Origin of the sequence: Shimia sp. R9_2, from assembly GCF_017743735.1 — a bacterium.
Classification (GTDB): domain Bacteria; phylum Pseudomonadota; class Alphaproteobacteria; order Rhodobacterales; family Rhodobacteraceae; genus Shimia.
Genome location: NZ_JAGHRO010000002.1, coordinates 301,760 through 320,007 on the forward strand (window position 1 = coordinate 301,760; position 18,248 = coordinate 320,007).

At 60.9% G+C, this 18,248-nt stretch carries 17 protein-coding genes; 4 read left to right on the forward strand and 13 right to left on the reverse strand.

Annotated elements, in window-relative coordinates; genetic code table 11:
• Positions 1 to 5: 5 nt before the first annotated feature.
• Positions 6 to 1,088, forward strand: coding sequence for an alcohol dehydrogenase family protein (locus tag J7400_RS06050; RefSeq protein ID WP_247738644.1), 1,083 nt, complete (start codon positions 6 to 8; stop codon positions 1,086 to 1,088).
• A 2-nt stretch (positions 1,089 to 1,090) separates the two neighbouring features.
• Positions 1,091 to 1,474 (forward strand): DUF1801 domain-containing protein, encoded by a 384-nt coding sequence (locus tag J7400_RS06055; protein WP_209060815.1) that lies wholly within the window; start codon positions 1,091 to 1,093, stop codon positions 1,472 to 1,474.
• Here J7400_RS06055 and guaD read toward each other — a convergent pair.
• From guaD to xdhA, 4 genes are read right to left on the reverse strand one after another with little or no spacing between them, the layout of a single operon-like run.
• On the reverse strand, positions 1,456 to 2,763 hold the full coding sequence (gene guaD, locus J7400_RS06060; protein WP_209060820.1) for a guanine deaminase: 1,308 nt from the start codon (positions 2,761 to 2,763) through the stop codon (positions 1,456 to 1,458). The genes J7400_RS06055 and guaD overlap by 19 nt on opposite strands.
• A 23-nt stretch (positions 2,764 to 2,786) precedes the next feature.
• The gene (gene xdhC, locus J7400_RS06065; protein WP_247738645.1) at positions 2,787 to 3,629 is read right to left on the reverse strand and encodes a xanthine dehydrogenase accessory protein XdhC; all 843 of its coding nucleotides are present in this window, start codon (positions 3,627 to 3,629) and stop codon (positions 2,787 to 2,789) included.
• Positions 3,626 to 5,938, reverse strand: a complete 2,313-nt coding sequence (xdhB, locus tag J7400_RS06070) for a xanthine dehydrogenase molybdopterin binding subunit (protein WP_209060824.1) — start codon at positions 5,936 to 5,938, stop codon at positions 3,626 to 3,628. The genes xdhC and xdhB overlap by 4 nt, the downstream gene beginning before the upstream one ends.
• A 10-nt stretch (positions 5,939 to 5,948) precedes the next feature.
• Positions 5,949 to 7,412 carry a xanthine dehydrogenase small subunit gene (xdhA, locus tag J7400_RS06075; protein ID WP_209060827.1) on the reverse strand — a complete coding sequence of 488 codons (1,464 nt, stop codon included), beginning with the start codon at positions 7,410 to 7,412 and terminating at the stop codon, positions 5,949 to 5,951.
• A gap of 165 nt (positions 7,413 to 7,577) precedes the next feature.
• On the opposite strand from xdhA, the gene J7400_RS06080 reads away from it, so the two are divergent.
• Positions 7,578 to 8,483 (forward strand): LysR family transcriptional regulator, encoded by a 906-nt coding sequence (locus J7400_RS06080; RefSeq protein ID WP_209060829.1) that lies wholly within the window; start codon positions 7,578 to 7,580, stop codon positions 8,481 to 8,483.
• A 154-nt stretch (positions 8,484 to 8,637) separates the two neighbouring features.
• Here the strand turns inward: J7400_RS06080 and J7400_RS06085 are convergent, their stop codons facing one another.
• The 6 genes from J7400_RS06085 to J7400_RS06110 all read right to left on the reverse strand — a co-directional run bounded on the left by J7400_RS06085 (position 8,638) and on the right by J7400_RS06110 (position 15,007).
• Positions 8,638 to 9,654, reverse strand: a complete 1,017-nt coding sequence (locus tag J7400_RS06085) for a diguanylate cyclase (RefSeq protein ID WP_348540122.1) — start codon at positions 9,652 to 9,654, stop codon at positions 8,638 to 8,640.
• Positions 9,651 to 10,238: a heme NO-binding domain-containing protein gene (locus tag J7400_RS06090; RefSeq protein WP_209060831.1), complete on the reverse strand. Its 588-nt coding sequence runs from the start codon at positions 10,236 to 10,238 to the stop codon at positions 9,651 to 9,653. The genes J7400_RS06085 and J7400_RS06090 overlap by 4 nt, the downstream gene beginning before the upstream one ends.
• A gap of 68 nt (positions 10,239 to 10,306) precedes the next feature.
• The gene (locus J7400_RS06095; protein ID WP_209060833.1) at positions 10,307 to 12,058 is read right to left on the reverse strand and encodes a DUF4153 domain-containing protein; all 1,752 of its coding nucleotides are present in this window, start codon (positions 12,056 to 12,058) and stop codon (positions 10,307 to 10,309) included.
• A 129-nt stretch (positions 12,059 to 12,187) separates the two neighbouring features.
• Positions 12,188 to 13,750: a trimethylamine methyltransferase family protein gene (locus J7400_RS06100; RefSeq protein WP_209060835.1), complete on the reverse strand. Its 1,563-nt coding sequence runs from the start codon at positions 13,748 to 13,750 to the stop codon at positions 12,188 to 12,190.
• A gap of 191 nt (positions 13,751 to 13,941) precedes the next feature.
• Positions 13,942 to 14,631, reverse strand: coding sequence for an HAD family hydrolase (locus tag J7400_RS06105; RefSeq protein WP_209060837.1), 690 nt, complete (start codon positions 14,629 to 14,631; stop codon positions 13,942 to 13,944).
• Positions 14,632 to 14,722: 91 nt separating this feature from the next.
• Positions 14,723 to 15,007, reverse strand: coding sequence for a DUF3572 domain-containing protein (locus J7400_RS06110; protein ID WP_209060839.1), 285 nt, complete (start codon positions 15,005 to 15,007; stop codon positions 14,723 to 14,725).
• Positions 15,008 to 15,091: 84 nt separating this feature from the next.
• Here J7400_RS06110 and J7400_RS06115 point away from each other — a divergent pair, with 84 nt between their 5' ends.
• On the forward strand, positions 15,092 to 16,525 hold the full coding sequence (locus tag J7400_RS06115; RefSeq protein ID WP_209060841.1) for a diguanylate cyclase: 1,434 nt from the start codon (positions 15,092 to 15,094) through the stop codon (positions 16,523 to 16,525).
• 119 nt (positions 16,526 to 16,644) lie between these two features.
• On the opposite strand, the gene J7400_RS06120 is transcribed toward J7400_RS06115, so the two are convergent.
• Genes J7400_RS06120 through J7400_RS06130 form a run of 3 tightly spaced genes read right to left on the reverse strand, consistent with a single transcriptional unit; the run spans position 16,645 to position 18,186 of the window.
• Positions 16,645 to 17,190, reverse strand: a complete 546-nt coding sequence (locus tag J7400_RS06120) for a periplasmic heavy metal sensor (protein ID WP_209060842.1) — start codon at positions 17,188 to 17,190, stop codon at positions 16,645 to 16,647.
• Positions 17,190 to 17,609 (reverse strand): hypothetical protein, encoded by a 420-nt coding sequence (locus J7400_RS06125; protein WP_209060843.1) that lies wholly within the window; start codon positions 17,607 to 17,609, stop codon positions 17,190 to 17,192. The genes J7400_RS06120 and J7400_RS06125 overlap by 1 nt, the downstream gene beginning before the upstream one ends.
• The gene (locus tag J7400_RS06130) at positions 17,602 to 18,186 is read right to left on the reverse strand and encodes an RNA polymerase sigma factor (RefSeq protein WP_209060844.1); all 585 of its coding nucleotides are present in this window, start codon (positions 18,184 to 18,186) and stop codon (positions 17,602 to 17,604) included. Before J7400_RS06130 ends, J7400_RS06125 begins: the two co-directional genes overlap by 8 nt.
• Positions 18,187 to 18,248 lie beyond the last annotated feature (62 nt).

Genomic DNA, 18,248 nt, shown 5'->3' on the forward strand with positions numbered 1-18,248 from the left:
ACGCCATGACCCTGCCCGCCACAATGTCCGCCATGATCCTAACCGGCCATGGAGACATGGACAAATATGAATGGCGCACCAACTGGCCCGTGCCACAGCCGGGCGCTGGCGAAGTGCTTGTGCGTGTGCGGGCCTGCGGCATGAACAACACCGATGTGAACACCCGCGCAGGCTGGTACTCCAAGGCGGTCACCGGCGCGACGTCAGGTGCCATCGAGGAAACACCTGACGGCGAAGACCCCAGCTGGGGCGGCAAACCGCTCGCCTTCCCCCGCATCCAAGGCGCAGACATCTGCGGCGAAGTGGTGGCTGTGGGCAATGGTGTCGACACTGACCGCATTGGCGAGCGCATCATCACCGACTGCTGGGTGCGCGACCCGGAGGATCTCACCGACAAAACCAAAACCGGCTATGTGGGCTCCGAGATTGATGGCGGGTTTGCAGAATACTGCGTCCTGCCCGCGCGTAATGCGCTCAAAGTGGTTTCGGACCTCTCAGATGCCGAGCTTGCCACCTTTTCCTGCTCCTACTCCACCGCCGAAGGCATGTTGACCCGCGCGCAGGTCACGGCCACTGACACGATTCTTGTGCCCGGCGCATCCGGCGGCGTCGGCGGCGCATTGATCCAACTGGCCAAGCGGCGCGGCGCGCGGGTGATTGCCATGGCCAGCGAAGCCAAACACGCCGCTGTAGCCGAACTTGGCCCCGACCGTATCCTGCCCCGCGCGCCAGAGAACCTGCGCGCCGCTTTGGGGGCTGAGAAAATCACCGTGGTCGCAGACGTTGTGGGCGGCCCCGACTGGCCCAAGCTCATCGACATTCTGGATCGCGGCGGGCGCTACACCTGCTCCGGTGCCATTGCCGGGCCGATGGTGGATCTGGACCTGCGCACGCTTTACCTGCGCGACCTCACTTTCACCGGCTCCACCGTGATCGATCTGGAGGTCATGCCCAACCTGATCCGCTATATTGAGGCTGGCGAAATCAAGCCAGCGCTTGCCGCCACGTACCCGCTCTCAGAGCTTAAGGCGGCGCAATCTGCCTTCATCGCCAAAGAGCACACCGGCAATATCGTGGTCACACCCTGAGCATGTCTGTCGACGCCTATTTCGCCACGCTCCCCGAAGCCCCACGCACTCAGCTGTCAGCGGTGCGCGCGCTGCTTCATGGCGCGGCACAGGCGGCAAACATCCCGCTCAGCGAAAGCCTGAAATGGGGGCAGCCCAGCTTTGCCCCGCCCCGCAAACTGGGCACCCCCGTGCGCCTGTCATGGTCCGAGAAAACCCCGGACCATTGCGCTTTTCTTGTGCATTGTCAGACCACTCTGGTGGAAAGCTGGCGTCATATGTATGCCGCGCGCTTCACCTATGACGGCACCCGCGCCGTGCATCTCCCGCTTGCGTCAAGCTTGCCTGAAGATGCCCTGCACCAGATGGCCGTCATGGCCTTCACCTATCACGCAGCCAAACCTTGAGCCTTCTGCGCCGCACCGGCCACATAGGTCTGTGCCACCGCGCGGTCATCGCCCATCATCATCAGAACAAACAGCTCCTCAGCGAGCGTTTCGGCAGCCTCCATCCGCAGCGCCATGGCAGAGGTCGCACGCGCATCGAGCACCACAACATCCGCCGCACTGCCCACCTCAAGCGTGCCAATCTCATCCGCCATGCCAAGCGTCTGCGCATTGCCGCGCGTGATCCAGTGAAACGCCTGATAAGGATGCAGCGCCTGCCCCTGAAGTTGCAGCACCTTGTAGCCCTCATTCAACGTCTGCAGCATCGAGTAGCTTGTGCCCGCGCCAATATCAGTGGCGATCCCGCTCTGAATGCCCCGCGCCTTCAGCCCTGCCTGATCAAACAGGCCGGAGCCGAGAAACAGGTTGGAGGTTGGGCAAAACACCGGATGCGCCCCGGTCTCTGCCAGCGCATCGATCTCGCGCGGCTCCAGATGGATCGCATGGCCCAGAAACAGCTTATCGGTCACCAAACCGGCCCGCTGATAGACATCCAGATAGTCCCGCGCCTCCGGATAGAGCTCCTTTGTGAAGGCGATCTCAGCTTTGTTTTCGCTCAGATGCGTCTGCACAAAACAGTCCGGATGCTCCGCCACCAGCGCGCCAGACATTTCCAGCTGTTCAGGGGTCGAGGTGATCGCAAACCGTGGCGTGATGGCATAGCGCGCGCGGCCCTGACCATGCCATTTGGCAATCAGCCGCTTGGTCGCGTCATAGCCCTCCTGCGCGCTGTCCATCAGGCCCTCTGGCGCATTGCGGTCCATCATGGTTTTGCCGCCGATCATGCACATGTCGCGCCGTGCGGCCTCGGCAAAGAAAGCCTCAGCAGAGGTTTCATGCACGGAACAAAACGCCATCGCGGTTGTGGTGCCATGACCGGTCAGCTGATCACAAAACGCCGCCGCCATCCGCGCAGCATAGTTGGCATCCGCAAAGCCCAACTCGGCGGGGAATGTGTAGTTGTTCAGCCAATCCAGCAGCTGTGAGCCCCAGCTGGCAATTACCTGCACCTGCGGGAAATGCAGATGCATATCAATGAACCCCGGCATCAGCAGATGCGGACGGTGATCCACCACCTCCGCACCCTGCGCCTTGGCCACCACATCGGCGTGCGCGCCCATGGCGATGATCCGGCCATCCGAAATCAGGATCGCGCCATCCTCAAGATATTGAAAGCTCGCCACATCTTCGGGCCACTGCGGCTCTGCCACAAAGTTCAACACGCGTCCGCGCAACAGTTTTTGCACCATTCTTTGACCTCTCTAAGGCCGCCTCACATGGTGGGTGAGACAACCGGTTCTGCGGCAGGTTCAGAGGTCAATGCCGCGATCACATCTGCCACAACGAGGGCTGCAATCACGGACGGCCGCTTGTCGCGGCTACCGCGCACCCCCGGGACCATCCCGATGGGGCAATTCAGTGTTTCCGTGCTTTGCCCCTCACAGTGCGTGCGGGCAAAACTCTCAAATTTTGCACGTTTGGTGGCGGACCCGATCATCCCCACCCAACATGCGTTTCCTTTTGCAAGCGCTTCAGATGTCAGCAGAAAATCCAAAGCGTGATCATGCGTCAGGACGATGAACGCACTACCTTGAGGCGCGCTGCGCACCTCGGCTTCCGGCAATGCGGTCAGGCGCTTTTCAACAGAAGCGCCTGCCATGTCAAGCTCCTCTGCGCGGCTGTCCACCAGCACGCAGCGCACGGGTAGATGCTGAAACTGATCCGCCAAGGCACGCCCGACATGGCCCGCGCCAAAGACATAGACATGGGGCAGCGCCGCCTCAGAGCGTGTGACTTCCGCCACTGCCTCTTCCCGCGCAGCCGCGTCCATCCTTGTCAATGTCAGCTCCACACGCCCGCCGCAGCACTGGCCGATCTCCGGCCCCAGCGGCACATCCATGTGACCGGCCTCCGTGCCAAGGCGCAGCAGTTTGCGCGCCTCATCCAGCGCCATATACTCAAGCTGCCCGCCCCCAATGGTGCCTGTCATGGCGTGGGGTGCGACAAACATCACAGCGCCTTCTTCGCGGGGCGAACTGCCCCGCACGCGGGTGATCTCCACCCGCATCACCGCGGGTTCGCGGTCCAGAAACGCTATAAGGTCAGCCGCTTTCAACCGCGCATCCGCTCCACCGCCATCAGCACACGCTCGGGCGTTGCCGGCGCATCCAAACGCGGGCATTCGGCGTAGTCCGCGACCGAGGCCACCGCCATGCCCAAGGCCTCAAACACACAGATCGGCAGCATAAACGGCGGCTCGCCCACCGCTTTGGAGCGTTTGATGGTCAGCTCGCGGTTTTCAGACCAATCCGCCAGATTGACGTTGAATTCGCGCGGAATGTCCCCGGCCAGCGGGATCTTATAGGTGCTTGGCGCATGGGTCTTCAGCTGGCCTTTCTGGTCCCACCAAAGCTCCTCGGTGGTGAGCCAGCCCATACCCTGCACAAAGGCGCCCTCAACCTGCCCTTTGTCCAGAACGGGGTTCAGCGACTTGCCCACATCATGCAGCACATCGGCACGATCCACCGTGTACTCGCCGGTCAGCGTATCCACCGAAACCTCGGCCACCGCCGCGCCGTAAGCATAGTAATAGAACGGACGCCCCTGCCCCTTCTCGCGGTCCCAATGGATCTTCGGCGTTTTGTAAAACCCCGCCGCCCAAAGCTGCACCCGCGCCATATAGGCCTGCTTGATGAACTCCCCAAAGGTGAACACCTGATCGCCCACATGCACCTCATTGGGCGCAAACTTCACAAGCAGTGCATCCACACCGAAGTGATCACAGGCCCAGCGGATCAGCCGCTCCTTGATCTGATCACAAGCGTTCAGCGCCGCCATACCGTTCAGATCGGTGCCGGAACTTGCCGCCGTGGCGGAGGTGTTGGGTACTTTCTCGGTGGTGGTTTTGGTGATCTTGATGTGATCAATATCCACCTGAAACGCCTCAGCCACCACCTGCGCAATCTTGGTGTTCAGCCCTTGACCCATCTCTGTGCCGCCATGGTTCAGCATGATCGAGCCGTCATTGTAGATATGCACCAGCGCACCGGCCTGATTGTACCAGGTGGCGGTAAAGCTGATCCCGAATTTCACCGGCGTCAGCGAGATCCCTTTGCGGATGATCCCACCCCTGGCGTTATGGGCCAGCACCGCTGCGCGACGCGCCTGATAGTCGGAACTCTGCTCCAGCTCTTCCACCAGACGCGGCATGACATTGTCCTCCACCGTCTGGTGATAAGGCGTCACATTGCGATCCGTGGTGCCGTAGAAGTTTGCCTTGCGCACCTCCAGCGGGTCTTTGCCAAGCTTATAGGCAATCTCTTCGATCATCCGTTCTGCCGCGACAACTCCCTGCGGCCCGCCAAAGCCGCGAAACGCGGTATTGGAGACGGTGTTGGTCTTCATCGGGCGGCTTTGCAGTTTCACATGCGGATAGAAATAGGCGTTGTCGGCGTGAAACAGCGCGCGGTCGGTCACCGGACCAGAGAGATCAGAGGTCCAGCCACAGCGCGCGGCAAAGACATTGTCCACCGCCTCGATCCGGCCCGCATCATCAAAGGCCACATCATAGTCGACCACAAAATCATGGCGCTTGCCGGTGCTCTCCATATCCTGATCGCGGTCAGGCCGGATTTTCACCGCACGGTTCCACTTCTTTGCGGCCAGCGCCGCCACGGCGGCAAACTGGTTCATCTGGCTTTCCTTGCCACCAAACCCGCCGCCCATGCGCCGCACATTCACCACCACCGCATTGTTGGGCACGCCCAGAACATGGGCCACCATATGCTGCGCCTCACTGGGGTGCTGGGTGGAGGAATGCACAATCACATCGTCATCTTCGCCCGGCATGGCAAAGGCAATGTGCCCCTCCAGATACATGTGATCCTGCCCGCCAATGCGCATCTGCCCGGCGATGCGATGGGCCGCATTGGCCTGCCCCTCAGCCACATCCCCGCGCTGCAAGGTCATCGGATCAGTCACATGCGGATAGCCCTTGACCACCGCCTCATCCGCTTCAATCACGTGATCCAGCGGCGCATACTCGATCTGCGCCAGCTCCACCGCGCGGCGGGCAATGTCGCGGCTTTCGGCCACCACGGCAAAGAGCACCTGCCCCCAGAATTCCACCTTCTCCGTGGCAAAGAGCGGCTCATCATGCCGCCCCGTGGGGCTCACATCATTCACGCCGGGCACATCCTCAGCGGTCAGCACATCCACCACACCGGGGGCCGCGCGCACCGCGCTCAGATCCATCGACACGATCTTTGCATGGGCCACTTTTGCCGTGCCAAAATAGGCGTGCAACGTGCCCACGGGCTCGGCGATGTCATCACAGTAATCCGCCCCGCCGGAGACATGTTTGATCGCGCTGTCATGAATAAGGTCGGTGTGCGCCGAACCACGGATAGAGACATTCTGTTTCATCATTCTCTCCTCACGCGCTCGCCAGACGGGCATCTTCGCCCTGCTGTTCCAGCCAGAACCGGCGGAACAGGTTCTGGGCCACTTTCATCCGGTAATCCGCTGTTGCGCGCATATCGCTGAGCGGTTGGAAATCCTCAGGCAGTTTCGCTGCCGCCGCCATAAGGCTGGCCTCGCTCCAGGGCTGGCCAACCAAAGCCGCCTCTGACGCCGCCGCCCGTTTGGGCGTGGCCGCCATGCCGCCAAAGGCCAGCACCGCTTGGGTGATGATACCATTTTCAACGGCAACATTCATCCCAACCGCCACAGAGGAGATGTCTTCCTCGCGTCGCTTGGAAATCTTATAGGCCGCATGATGCGTCCCAACATTCTCTGCTGACAGGCGCGGAATGGTGATGCTCTCCACAAACTCACCAGCGGCGCGGTCCTGTTTGCCATAGGCGATGAAGAATTCTTCCAACGGCAGCACCCGCCGTACATCGCCCTTGCGCAGGGTGATCGACGCGCCAAGCGCAATCAGCACCGGCGGCGTGTCCCCAATCGGGCTGCCATTGGCGATATTGCCGCCAATCGTGCCCATATTGCGCACCTGCCAGCCGGCGATGCGATCCCAGTAATCCACCAGATGCGGATAATGCTGCGCAATCACATCCTGCGCCTCGGTGTAGGTCACACCGGCGCCAAATGTCACCGCATTCTCCGTCACCGCAATTTTTTTCAGCCCGTCAAGCTGGCCGATGAAAACCGCAGGCGAAATGCGTTTCAGAAACTTGGTCACCCAAAGCCCCACATCAGTGGAGCCTGCCACAATGGTCGCCTCTGGCTCGGCTTCTAGAACCGCGGCCAGATCATCCACATCCGCAGGCAGGATGGCGCGGCTCTCGCCTTTGGTCACTTCCACCCGTGCGCCGTCTTTCAACGCGCTCAATTTTGCGGCCACCGCCTCGCGCTCGGTTGCCAGATGCTCCGCAGAGGCCGTGCCATATTCTGTCACCGCCTGCGCAGCGCGAATGATCGGCGCATAGCCGGTGCAGCGGCACAGATTGCCCTGCAGCGCGGTTTCCACCTGCTTCACTGTTGGGTGCGCTTGGGCCATCCACAGCGCGTAAAGCGACATCACAATCCCCGGTGTGCAGAAGCCACACTGGCTGCCATGGTGCTCCACCATGGCCTGCTGAACCGGCGACAAACGTCCATTAGGACCGCCGAGATATTCGATTGTCACCACATGACAGCCATCCAGTGTCGCCAGAAAGCGAATGCAGGCATTCACTGTCTCATAATGCAGCCCCTGCGGTGTCAGCCGCCCGACCATCACGGTGCAGGCGCCACAATCGCCCTCCGCACAGCCTTCTTTGCTGCCCGTAAGGCGTTGATCAATCCGCAGAAAGTCCAGAAGCGTGTCGTCCGCTCCCACATCGGAAAGAGAGACCTCACGGCCGTTGAGTAAAAAGCGTATTTCGCTGCGGTGCTGCATCCTGACCTCTTGCTGGGAGTCGGCACTTAGGTGGCCACAAGCTACTCTATCTGCTCTTTCGTCTTCAATGAAACGAGGGTTTTAGAAAATCTATTTCAATGATTTATTGAAAATCGCCCACCATTCCGGCAGTAAACTGTCCCTCAGCCACATATGGAGCGAGAAATGCCGTATCTTGAAAGCCTGAGAGTCTTTGTGCGTGTTGTGGAGCTGGGCTCGATCACCTCTGGTGGGCGGGATCTGCGGCTGACCCCGGCCGTGGCCTCAAACCGGGTGAAGGAGCTGGAGACCCGTTTGGGCGTGCGTTTGTTCAACCGCACCACCCGCAACCTCTCGCCCACCGAGGTCGGCAAGGTGTTTTATGAACATGCCCGCAAAGTGATCACCACATTGGAAGAAGCCGAAGCCGTGGTGGCCGGGTTCTCCGACAATCCGCGTGGCACCATCCGGGTCACCGCGCCCTTGGGCGTGGGTCGCCGCATCATCGCGCCGCTTATCCCTGCCTTCACCGAGCAGCACCCGCATGTGGACGTGCGCCTGCGCCTGTCTGATCGCACGGTGGACATGTTTGAGGACGGTCTGGATGTGGCCTTTGTCCTTGGCGAGCTGAAAGACAGCAATCTTAAGCTGCGCAAAATCGCCGATTGTGAGCGCGTGCTTGTGGCCTCTCCGGACTATCTCGCCCGCGCCGGAACCCCGCAAACCCCCGAAGATCTTCTCGCCAATCACAACTGCCTCTTGCTGCGCTTCCCGCGGTCGCCGGAATATTTCTGGACCCTGCAAACCGAGGCAGGCCCGCAGAAAATAGAGGCCAAAGGTCGGTTTGACGCGGATGACGGGGATGTGCTCACCCAATGGGCGCTTGAAGGGGCCGGGATTGCCAACAAACCGCGCTTTGACGTCTCCGCCGATCTGGCCAGCGGCGCGCTCGTTGAGGTGTTGCCTGACACCCCGCCGCTACCTGCATCTTTTGGTTGCCTCTATCCGCACCGCAAGCTGCAAGATCCGAAAGTGCGCCTGTTCGTCGATTACATCGCCACCGAAAGCCGCAACCGCATCGCCCAGCTATAGCACCTCTTTCAGCAAGAAAATGAGGGTGAACTCTTCCGCTTAACGCTTTGGCAACCTTATCTTTACGCACTCTAAAGCTGCGCACTAAAAAGAAAAAGCCCCGCAACACGCAGGGCCGTCATCTCGACATATCGGCGCTGCTCAGGCGCGCAGTTCAGGACCCCACCGCCAGCGGGCCGTTTTCACGCAGCTCCGGCCGATAAAGCGTGAAGGTCGCGCGCCCATCGTGCTTGGAGGCATAAAGCGCCGTATCCGCATCATCCATCAGCTCTTCAACGCTGGTGTCCGCCGTGCCGGTGTAGATCGAAATCCCCACGCTCGCAGAGACCTCGCACACCGCGTCCTTATAAGGCACCGGTGCCTCGACCTCTTTGATGATCCGCTCAGAAATCCGGCCCAGCACCTCCTCATCGGTGTTGCCCTTGATCACCAGCACAAATTCATCGCCGCCCACACGGGCAACCACATCCGCATCCCGGCTGCTTTCCACAAGCACCCGCGCCACATGCTGCAGCACCACATCACCTGCCGCGTGGCCCTTGGTGTCATTGACCTCTTTGAAGAAGTCCAGATCCACATGCAGCAGGCCAAAGGGCTTACGCGCCTCCACCAGACGCGGCAGGATCAGATCCAGCGCACGGCGGTTTTTCAGCCCGGTCAGCGTATCGGTGTAGGCCTGCTCCTCAGCGGCAACCTTGGCGCCCTGCAGGCGCTGGTTGAGCTTGCGGCTGGCCTCCATGGCGGCGGATTTGGCCTCCACCAGATAGAGCATCTCAATCGTCAGATCGGTGGCCGCAAAATCCGCCGCATTCAGATCATAGTCGCGCACCGCATCCAGGATCGAAATCCCAAAGCTCAGGTTCACAACCGCCCCCCCTTTGCCGTCGTGCATCAGCACGCCTTTTAATCCGGTGGGCGGATCAGAGCGTTTCTTGAGGTGCAGTTTCTTGCCCGCCGACGCCATCAGGCGCGACATGGAGGTGATGGCATGTGGGCGGTTCAGTTCAAAAACGTCAAAGAAGCCCGCGCCGATCAGCGCCTGATCGGGGAAAATCTTGGTCAGCGTGGGGCCCGCATGGGTGATGCGCCCCTCTTTGTCGAGCTGCACATGCATCGGACACATCACGTCCAGCATTTGCGTCATCTCACAGATCTGGTCCAATTCGCTCACTGGGCACGCGCCCCCAACTCAAACTCACGCCCACTGGCAAAGGCATTCACAACCAGTGTGATATCAACCACCTCAGCATCCTGCTCCGCGCCCTTGTGCTCCAGAAACACCAGCGCGCCATAGTCATCCGCCATGGTGCGCAAAATGCCAATCATCACATGGCCAAACCCCAGCTGGGGGTGTCGACAGGTCAGGCTATAGCATTCCGATGAATGCTCGCGAAGCTCCATACTCGGCAGAATAAGGTCATCCACCGCCAATCTCGCGCGTTCCGGCAAATCGTCCAGCGAGTGCAGGAAATCCACAAAATCCACGCCGCCAAAGCGTAACAATCGCCTGAGCGCTTCAACATTCGGATGTGTCACAAGATAGGTGCCAATGTCCTCAAGCACCGTTTCAAGCGGCGCACCAATAACCTCTGACGCGGCTTTGATCAGGTCTTCGGTCACGCTGTCTTCGTAGTGCAGCATGGCTTCGAAATCGGTGGTGTCCACATCGGCAAGTCGGCACACCTCAACCCACCGCGGCTGACCATAGCTGTCGCGGACAAAGCACTGTATCGCTCTGTTGATCAAGCCGTGCATGCATTCACCTTTCTTACCAAGACCCATAAAATCAGAGCGGTGTTAAGATTTCCCCAACGCGCCCAAAACTAAAACTCTGGTGTAAGCTCCATATCACCGATCCACAGCGATTGACGACTGCTCGGAGCCACCTCAAACTTTCCGTCCATTATATCCCTCAGTTGTCTGAGGGTCACCCGATCACTTTCTGATCTGGCGATTTTTTCTCCCACAGCGAGCGACCTGCCGACCTCATACACGCTAAATACGTCAACTTTGCGTGCCGCCACTGGCAAAAATAGGATCCCCACACGCCCAGCGTGTGTAGGGTGAAAATCACCAAACAGCAAAACGCATCCGGGATCCGGCGCGCTTTCGCAAATATCCGCCCAATCTTCCAAACGATAGAGCGCAATATTGCTCATATCTCGCGCCTCCACCACCGCTTCCGGCGGCAGCACCGTCAGATTGGCGGCAAATCTTTCTGCAGGTGCAACTCGCGCATTGCCATGAAAGCCCTGCGCATATTCCCAAGGGCTCTCCGCCGATTGTGCCGCCTCAACCGCGGCCTGCCATTCGGGTTTTCCGGCGGCAAAATCGGCGCTCAAAGCGGCCAATCCGGCCTGCCCTGCATGACCCCATTCCGCCTGCATCTCCCAAAGCGCGGCATCCTGCGGCGTCACTTTCTCTGCAACGATACGCGCCAGCTGAGACTGGGTCGAAATGCGCTCCACATTCAGCACCGGCGTCTGCCAGAGTGCCAGCAGCAACAGCATGCCCACCGCGATGGTGATATTGGCCTGGCGGATACGCGCCATCCACGCGCCGCGCAGCACCACCGCCACCGCATAGCTCACCGCATGCAGCCCCACCACCATCACCGTACAGGCCGCCGCCAGCCGCGCCGGTGTCCAGCCGTATTGCGCCACGCGCAACCACAGCGCGTAGCCCGCCAGCCCGGTCAAAACCGGCAACAACAATGCCAATGCCGAGGTCGCCGCGCGCATCAACGGGGTTTGCACCGCATCCACATCGCTGCGGTCGAGCGCCACGCTGATCAGCGTGATCATGGCCAGCGCCACCGCAAGCAAGGTCGTCGCGCGGCTCAAATTGCCAAACAGATCGCCCGGCGCCTGCATCAAGGCGGCGCCCACAAAAACAAGCACCACCACCAGCACCACCGGCACCAGAAGGCGCAGCAGACGCATCACCAGAAAGGGCGAGATATAGTCGCGCAGCTCATGCACCACAGAGAGACCAACGCCCAGCGCCGCGCCGGAGATCACAAAGGCCGCGCCCTCAATGTCCAGGAGATCCTCAATGATGGTGAGACCCACAATCTCCAACAGCGCATTGCTCAAGAAGATCACCGCCCAGATCAGCGCTACAAACAGCCAGGCCGCAGAGTAGCGCACAAGGATGCCCCAGCTCACATCAAACAGATGGCCATAATCCCGCAGGCTATGACGATCCCGCAGCGTCGCTGCGGCAAAGGGCGTGCCAATCAGCAGAAACAGCGCCCAGGCAATGATCGGATGCTGCGCTGCGCCAAAAGCGTCCAGCGTGTCAAAGCGCAGCCCCGACCATGTCAGCAGGGCCGCCGCCAGCGCAGACAGACCAAGCGCAGGCAAAGCTGCACGGACAATGCGATGCGGGCCGCTCAGCCCCATCAGAACAGCAAAAAAGCCGGAAACAAATCCCGTTAGGGTAAGATAAGCCAGTGGATGGCTGACAATCTCATGCGCTTTTTCAATCAGCGCCCAGATGGCCAATCCAGCCAAACCGCCCACACCAGCCATTTCCGCACGCCCTGCGGCCGCGTAGCCTTCCCGCTTGTGCATGGCCTACCTCCAACCAAACTTGCGGACTCTCTATATCGGGTTGACGATAAAAAACAACGTCTTGATAAGCCTACCTTGAAGTGAGGCGGCCTGCCGCCGCCCCGCCGCAACCCTACTGTGTGCCACGCCTCAGAAATCTGTGGGCGCGCCGCCTTCGGCTTTGCGCCGTTCTACAAGTTCGGCCAATTCCTCGCGGATCGCGGCGTCCATGGGGGGCTCTTCATATTGGCTCAGCACGTCCTTGAAGATGTGATGCGCGCGCTCCGCGGTCCATGTGCCGCCCGCCGCCTGAAAGGCTTCAAAGTTGCGCCAGTCCGAGGCAAAGGGCTGATAAAACGCGGTGGTGTAGCGCTCCTGCGTGTGATCGATCCCGAAGAAATGCCCGTCAGAGCCCACCTCGCGGATCGCCTCCAGCGCAACCTCCGCCTCTCCCGTGGCCCAGATATCCGGCTCCAGATAGCGCTGGATCATCTGCACCACTTCGCAATCCATGATGAACTTCTCAGGGCTGGCGATCAGCCCGCCCTCCAGCCATCCGGCGGCGTGATAGACCATATTGGTGCCCGACTGCACAGCACTCCACAGGCTGTTGGAGGTCTCCCACATGGCCTGCCCGTCCGGCACATTGGCCGCGCAGACGCCGCTGGCGCGCATCGGCAGACCATAAAACCGCGCCATCTGACCGGTCATCTGGGTGGCGCGCATATATTCTGGCGTGCCAAAGGCGGGCGCACCGGATTTCATGTCCACATTTGAGGTAAAGGTGCCAATCGCGCAGGCCACACCGGGGCGGATATACTGCGCCAGTGCCACCGCGCTCAACGCCTCCGCCAGCGATTGCGCGACCGCGCCCGCCATGGTGACCGGCGCCATCGCACCCGCCAGCGTGAACGGTGTGACCACCAGCGCCTGATTGCGCCGCGCCAGCCGCATCCAGCCATCCATCATCGGCTCATCATGTTTCAGCGGCGAGGTGGAATTGATGTTGGTGAAGATATGGGGCCGCGCTTCAAAGGCCTCATGGCTCAATCCGGCGGCAATCCGCACCATCTCCATGGCATCTTCCACCCGCTCAGCCCCCAGCGAATAAGTGTGCACCGCCTTATCGGTCAGGGTCAGCGTGTCAAACAGCACATCCAGATGGCGCACCGAAGCATGAATGTCCTGCGGCTCTACCGGATAGCCGCCGGAGAAATGGATACAGTTGAAAAACTGCGTCAGCCGCAGCAGGTCCGCGCATTGCGCCCGCGTGCCCGGCACTTTGCGGCCCAGCTCCAGATCCCAGTAGTTTGGCGGGCTCGACACATTGCCAAACAGGATGTGCCCTTCCCCCATCACCAATTGCCGGTCCGGATTGCGCGGGGTCAGGGTCCAGCTGCTCGGCGCTTTGGCCACCATCTCCATGACAAAGCTGCGCTCCATGAACACGCGGTCCTCCACCACGCGACAGCCTGCAGCTTTCAGGATCTGGAGCGCTTCGCCGTTGAAGAACTGAATGCCGATTTCCTCAAGGATCCGCATCGCCCCGTCATGAAGGCGCGCCACCCCGTCCTCTGACAAAGGCTCCGTTGGCCGATCCGTGTTGACCGGCAAGCGCCATGGCATCTGCTCAAGGCCAACCGAACGCCCACGCCGCGCGGCCCGTCCGCCGCTGCGTTTGCCTCTGCGGGATGTCTCTTCTGCTTCAGACATGGCGCTCTCCTTCTCCGCGTCCTTTTCAGGAAACGCTGACGCGCCCGAGATTCCTGCGCTTTTTCGACAAAACCTGTCGCTTTTGAACTCCGCTTGCGCCTTGGGGACCGAGCGCAGCGCAAAAGAAAACCCCGCCACCTCTTGGTGCGGGGTCTTTTTACTTTCTCAAATGGTGCTATCTGCCGGTCAGATCAGGCGCTCAGCCACTCCGGCAAATGGCCAATGTTGGGCAGCACCACATCCGCCAGCGGGGCCAGCTCCGCCTCTTCTGCCACGCCGGTCAGCACGGCCACGGTCTGCATGCCTGCCCGCCGGCCTGCCAACAGATCATGGCTGCTGTCGCCAACCATCGCCACCCGCGCCGGATCAAGCGCCACATGCCGGGCAAAGGCCAGCAGCGGGTCCGGATCAGGTTTCGCGCCAAAGCCGCTGTCAAACCCGGCGATGAAGTTGAAACGATCCACAACCCCGGCTTCCTGCAGATGCGCCCGCGCAGCAAATTCCGTGTCATTGGTCATCACGCCAAGCTTGAGACCCTGCGCGATAAACCCGTCCATCAACGGCCCAAGCGGCACCGCCGGTGCAAGCGAAGCCTCTGCCGCCTCAAGCATCAACGTGTGCTCAATCGCGTCCACATCGCCGCCCGGCACCACGCTGGCCACCGCCTCAGCCGCCTCGCGGTTGGTGCCCGCAATCACAAAGCTCTCCGGCAGAAAGGCCTCCGCGCTCAGGTCAAACTGCAACGCGCCCGCAATCTGCGCCGCCAGCGCCGTATCCCCATCAGCAAAGCGCGTGATCATCCGCGCCGCCCATCCGTTCCACGTCGCCCCAAAATCAAAAAGCGTGCCGTCTTTATCAAACAGAAGCCCGTCTACCCGCATCCTATCGCCTTTATTCCTTAGCCCCGCGCCAAGCGCCTCACCCGCGCACCCTGCACCGGTGCGGCCCCCGCGCGCAAGAGGCGTCCTTTATTTAGGTCCAGTGGGCCCGCGACTCACCCAAAAGAAGATTCGCTGCCATCAGCGGCACGTCATAGGGGAGATCATTGGCATCACAAAATGAGACCACCCAGGCGTCGTCCATCGTTAAGAACTCCAGCACAGACCCCAGGAAATCAGAATCACCTGCCCGCTCGCGCAGGTCGTTAACCGAGGCACCAGTAGCCCCCATGAAGACTCCGACCACTTCATCTTGGGTCACCAACCAGCCTAAAGCCTTAATAGCAACGGTTTCCGCCACTTCTTGAGAAACTCTCATTTGCTCCCACTTTCGAAAGAGTTTGTTAACCAATGATAAGCCAAAATGAACAGGTCCCGTTTTTCACAGTTTTCAGGTTTTCTTATGGCAGCTCATGTCTTGATCGTCGACAGTATCTCGGCGAACCGCATCTTGTTGAAAGTCAAACTGACTGGTGTTTTTGCTCGTGTTGAGCAGGCCGCCAGCGCAGGGGAAGCTTTGGATCTGCTCCACGCAGAAACACCGGACCTGCTGGTTCTGGGCGGTGACCTTGTGGACATGAGCGCACTGAAACTTTGCAAACTCGTTAAAGAGAACCCGGCTTTTGCCCATCTGCCTGTGTTGATCGCCAACACCGAAGGCACCCGCACGGATCGGATCGACGCCCTGCGCGCCGGCGCCGACGACGCTTTTGACATGTCTGTCAGCACCGATGCGCTTCTGGCGCGCATCCGCAGCATCATCCGCGCCCGCAGTTCCTATGAAGAGTTGCGCCTGCGCGAACAAGCTGGCCAGATCCCTGGCCTCGCGGAGCAGATGTCAGGCTTTGAAGGTCCGGCACAAGTGCTGATCGCCTCCTGGAACGCCGCCGAAGGGCTGCTGTGGAATGCGCAACTGCAAGCCTGCGTGCCCTACGGCCTGCGTCAGCAACAGATCTCCCAGATCGCGCAGGACATGTCACAGTTTGCCGCGCCGGACGCCATCGTGATCTCCCTGCGCACCGCAACGCCTGATGAGTCCCTGCGCCTTCTGGCAGAGGTGCGCGCCCGCGCCACCACCCGTCAGGCCGCTGTGCTTGTGGTGCTGGATGCCGAGGACGACACCGCCCGCATCAACGCGCTTGATCTGGGCGCCAACGATGTGCTGATCGACGGTTTTGATGCCGAAGAGGCCGCCCTGCGGCTCGATGCGATGATTGCCCGCAAGCGCCTGACCGACCGGCTGCGCAAACGCGTTGAGGATGGCCTCACCGCTGCGGTCACCGATCCGCTCACCGGTCTGTTCAACCGCCGCTATGCGATGCCGCATCTCACCAAACTGGCGCAGCGTGCCCACAGCCAGCGCGGCGATTTTGCCGTGATGCTGGCCGATCTGGACCACTTCAAAGAGGTCAACGACCGTTATGGCCACGCCGCTGGCGACATTGTTCTGGCCGAGATCGCCCGCCGGATGCGCCGCTGCCTGTCTCAGGCGGATCTGATTGCCCGCATGGGGGGCGAAGAGTTCATGATTGTGGTGCCGGTTGAGGATGTGACCGCCGCCGAGCAGGTCGCCCAGCGCCTCTGCGATGTGGTGCGCAGCGAGCCTGTCTACCTGCGCGGCCGCGACATTCAGATCCCCGTGACCGTCAGCATTGGCGTGGCCATGGGCAGCGACCTGATCAAGGCCAAGTCTCCTGACTGCAAATCCACACAGCACCTGCGCCTTGCCGCCCATGACGGCATTGCCTCTGCCCTGCTGGACCGCGCAGATCAGGCACTTTACGGCGCGAAAGCCGAAGGTCGGGATAAGGTCACCCTGTCCTGCTCCGCAGCCTGACACAGCCGCCTACGCCAACAAAAAGCGCTTCAAAAACAAAGCGCCTCTCTGCCCTCAGGCATCCCCCTAAAGTCAGGCCAGCTCGCCTCTCTCAGACCTGAGCCGCCTGCCCCACAAGGTCAGTTTTTATGCTTGCCGTCCTTGTGGCCATCGCCGTGTTTGCCTTTGCGACCATGTTTCAGCTCTTCTTCCAGACGATCGGCATACGCGGCGCGCTCCGCATCACTCATTTCGCTGATCCGCTTCAGAAAGCTCTCCCGCGCGAGCGTCCGCCGGTTCACCCCCGCTTCATCCAGCGCCACCACGGTTGCCTTAAGCGCTTCGCCATCAAACGGGCTCTGACGCAGCAAGCTCAGCGCCTCAAGATAGCGCGCCTGATCAGCGTGCCGATCCACAGAGGCAGACCGGTAGCTGCGGCGGATCTCCCGACCAACGGCGCGTTTGTCCTCAAAGCTCATCGCCCGCACAAAGGGCGCGGTGAACCGGTCCCCGGCCACTGGGGGGCCGTCGTGACGCTTGAAACTGAAGATCGCGCCACCGACCAACCCGATGATCAGCACATTTAGGGTCACGGACCCGATCAACAGCACTCGCAACGCGCGGCGCTTTTTGCCCTTTGGCGGCGGCCCATCGGTTGCGCCGTTTGCACCAGTGTCTTGTGTCATCATTCTTCCTCCACGCCCAGGTTCAGGGCGTAGCTCACATCCAGATCAGAAAGGTAAGTTTGCGCAACTTCCCCATAGAGATCGAGGCCCAAAGTGTTCTGCATCAGAGCCGTGCCTGACGAAACACCAATCCACACCCCGGCCAGCCCCGCAACGGCCACCCCGCTGAGCGAGGGCCATCCGCCCAGCGCCTGCAAGAGCGCCCGCCACCAGCCGCCCTCTTCGCGTAGCGGGCTTTGCGAGGCGCCCTGTGTGGCTTGCTGTGCCGCCTGCTGGTCTGCCTGAACGGCCTGGGCACTCTCCAGCACCCGCGCCATCAGGTCAGGCGACGGCTCTGCCCGCGCATCGCTCTTGGCGGAGGCAAACAGATCCTCAAGCATGTCGTCGTCAAACATCTTGTCATCAAACTTATCAGCCATCTGTATACCCCAGTGCTTCGCGCTGACCGGCCAGTGCCTGTGCCAGCGCCCGTTTTCCGCGCGAGGTCAGGCTTTCCACCGCCTCTACGCTGATCTCCATGATCTCGGCAATCTCAGGATTGCCCAACCCTTCTATGTGACGCAACACCACCGCCAGTCGCTGCCGCTCCGGCAGGCCGTTGAGCGCGGCTTGCAAAGCGTCATTGCGCGCCTGATCCTGCATCTGCTGCGCCGCCGATTTGGCGTCATCTTCCGGCTCCGGCACAGCGTCCAGCGCCACGCCCCGCGTCTTGCGCAGCCGGTCGGTGCAGAGATTGGCCACCACACGATACAGCCATGTGGTCACCTTGGCCTCGCCTTGGCGCCAATCCGGCGCTTGTTTGAAAAGGCGGATCATCGCCTCCTGCGCCACATCTTCGGCCTCGGCCCGATCCCCCAGCATGCGAAACGCCTGCGCAAACGCCCGCGGCGTCAACCGCAGCGTCAGACTGCGCGCCGCAGGGCTGTCTCCGTTGGCATATAACACCAACAAAGCGTCATCCGGCATCTCGTCCTGTTGATCGTAAGGCATCGTCATCGTCTCAAGGGCTACCCGCTGCGCCGATGCTGCGCAATCGCTCCGGTGGTAAAGCCGGATAA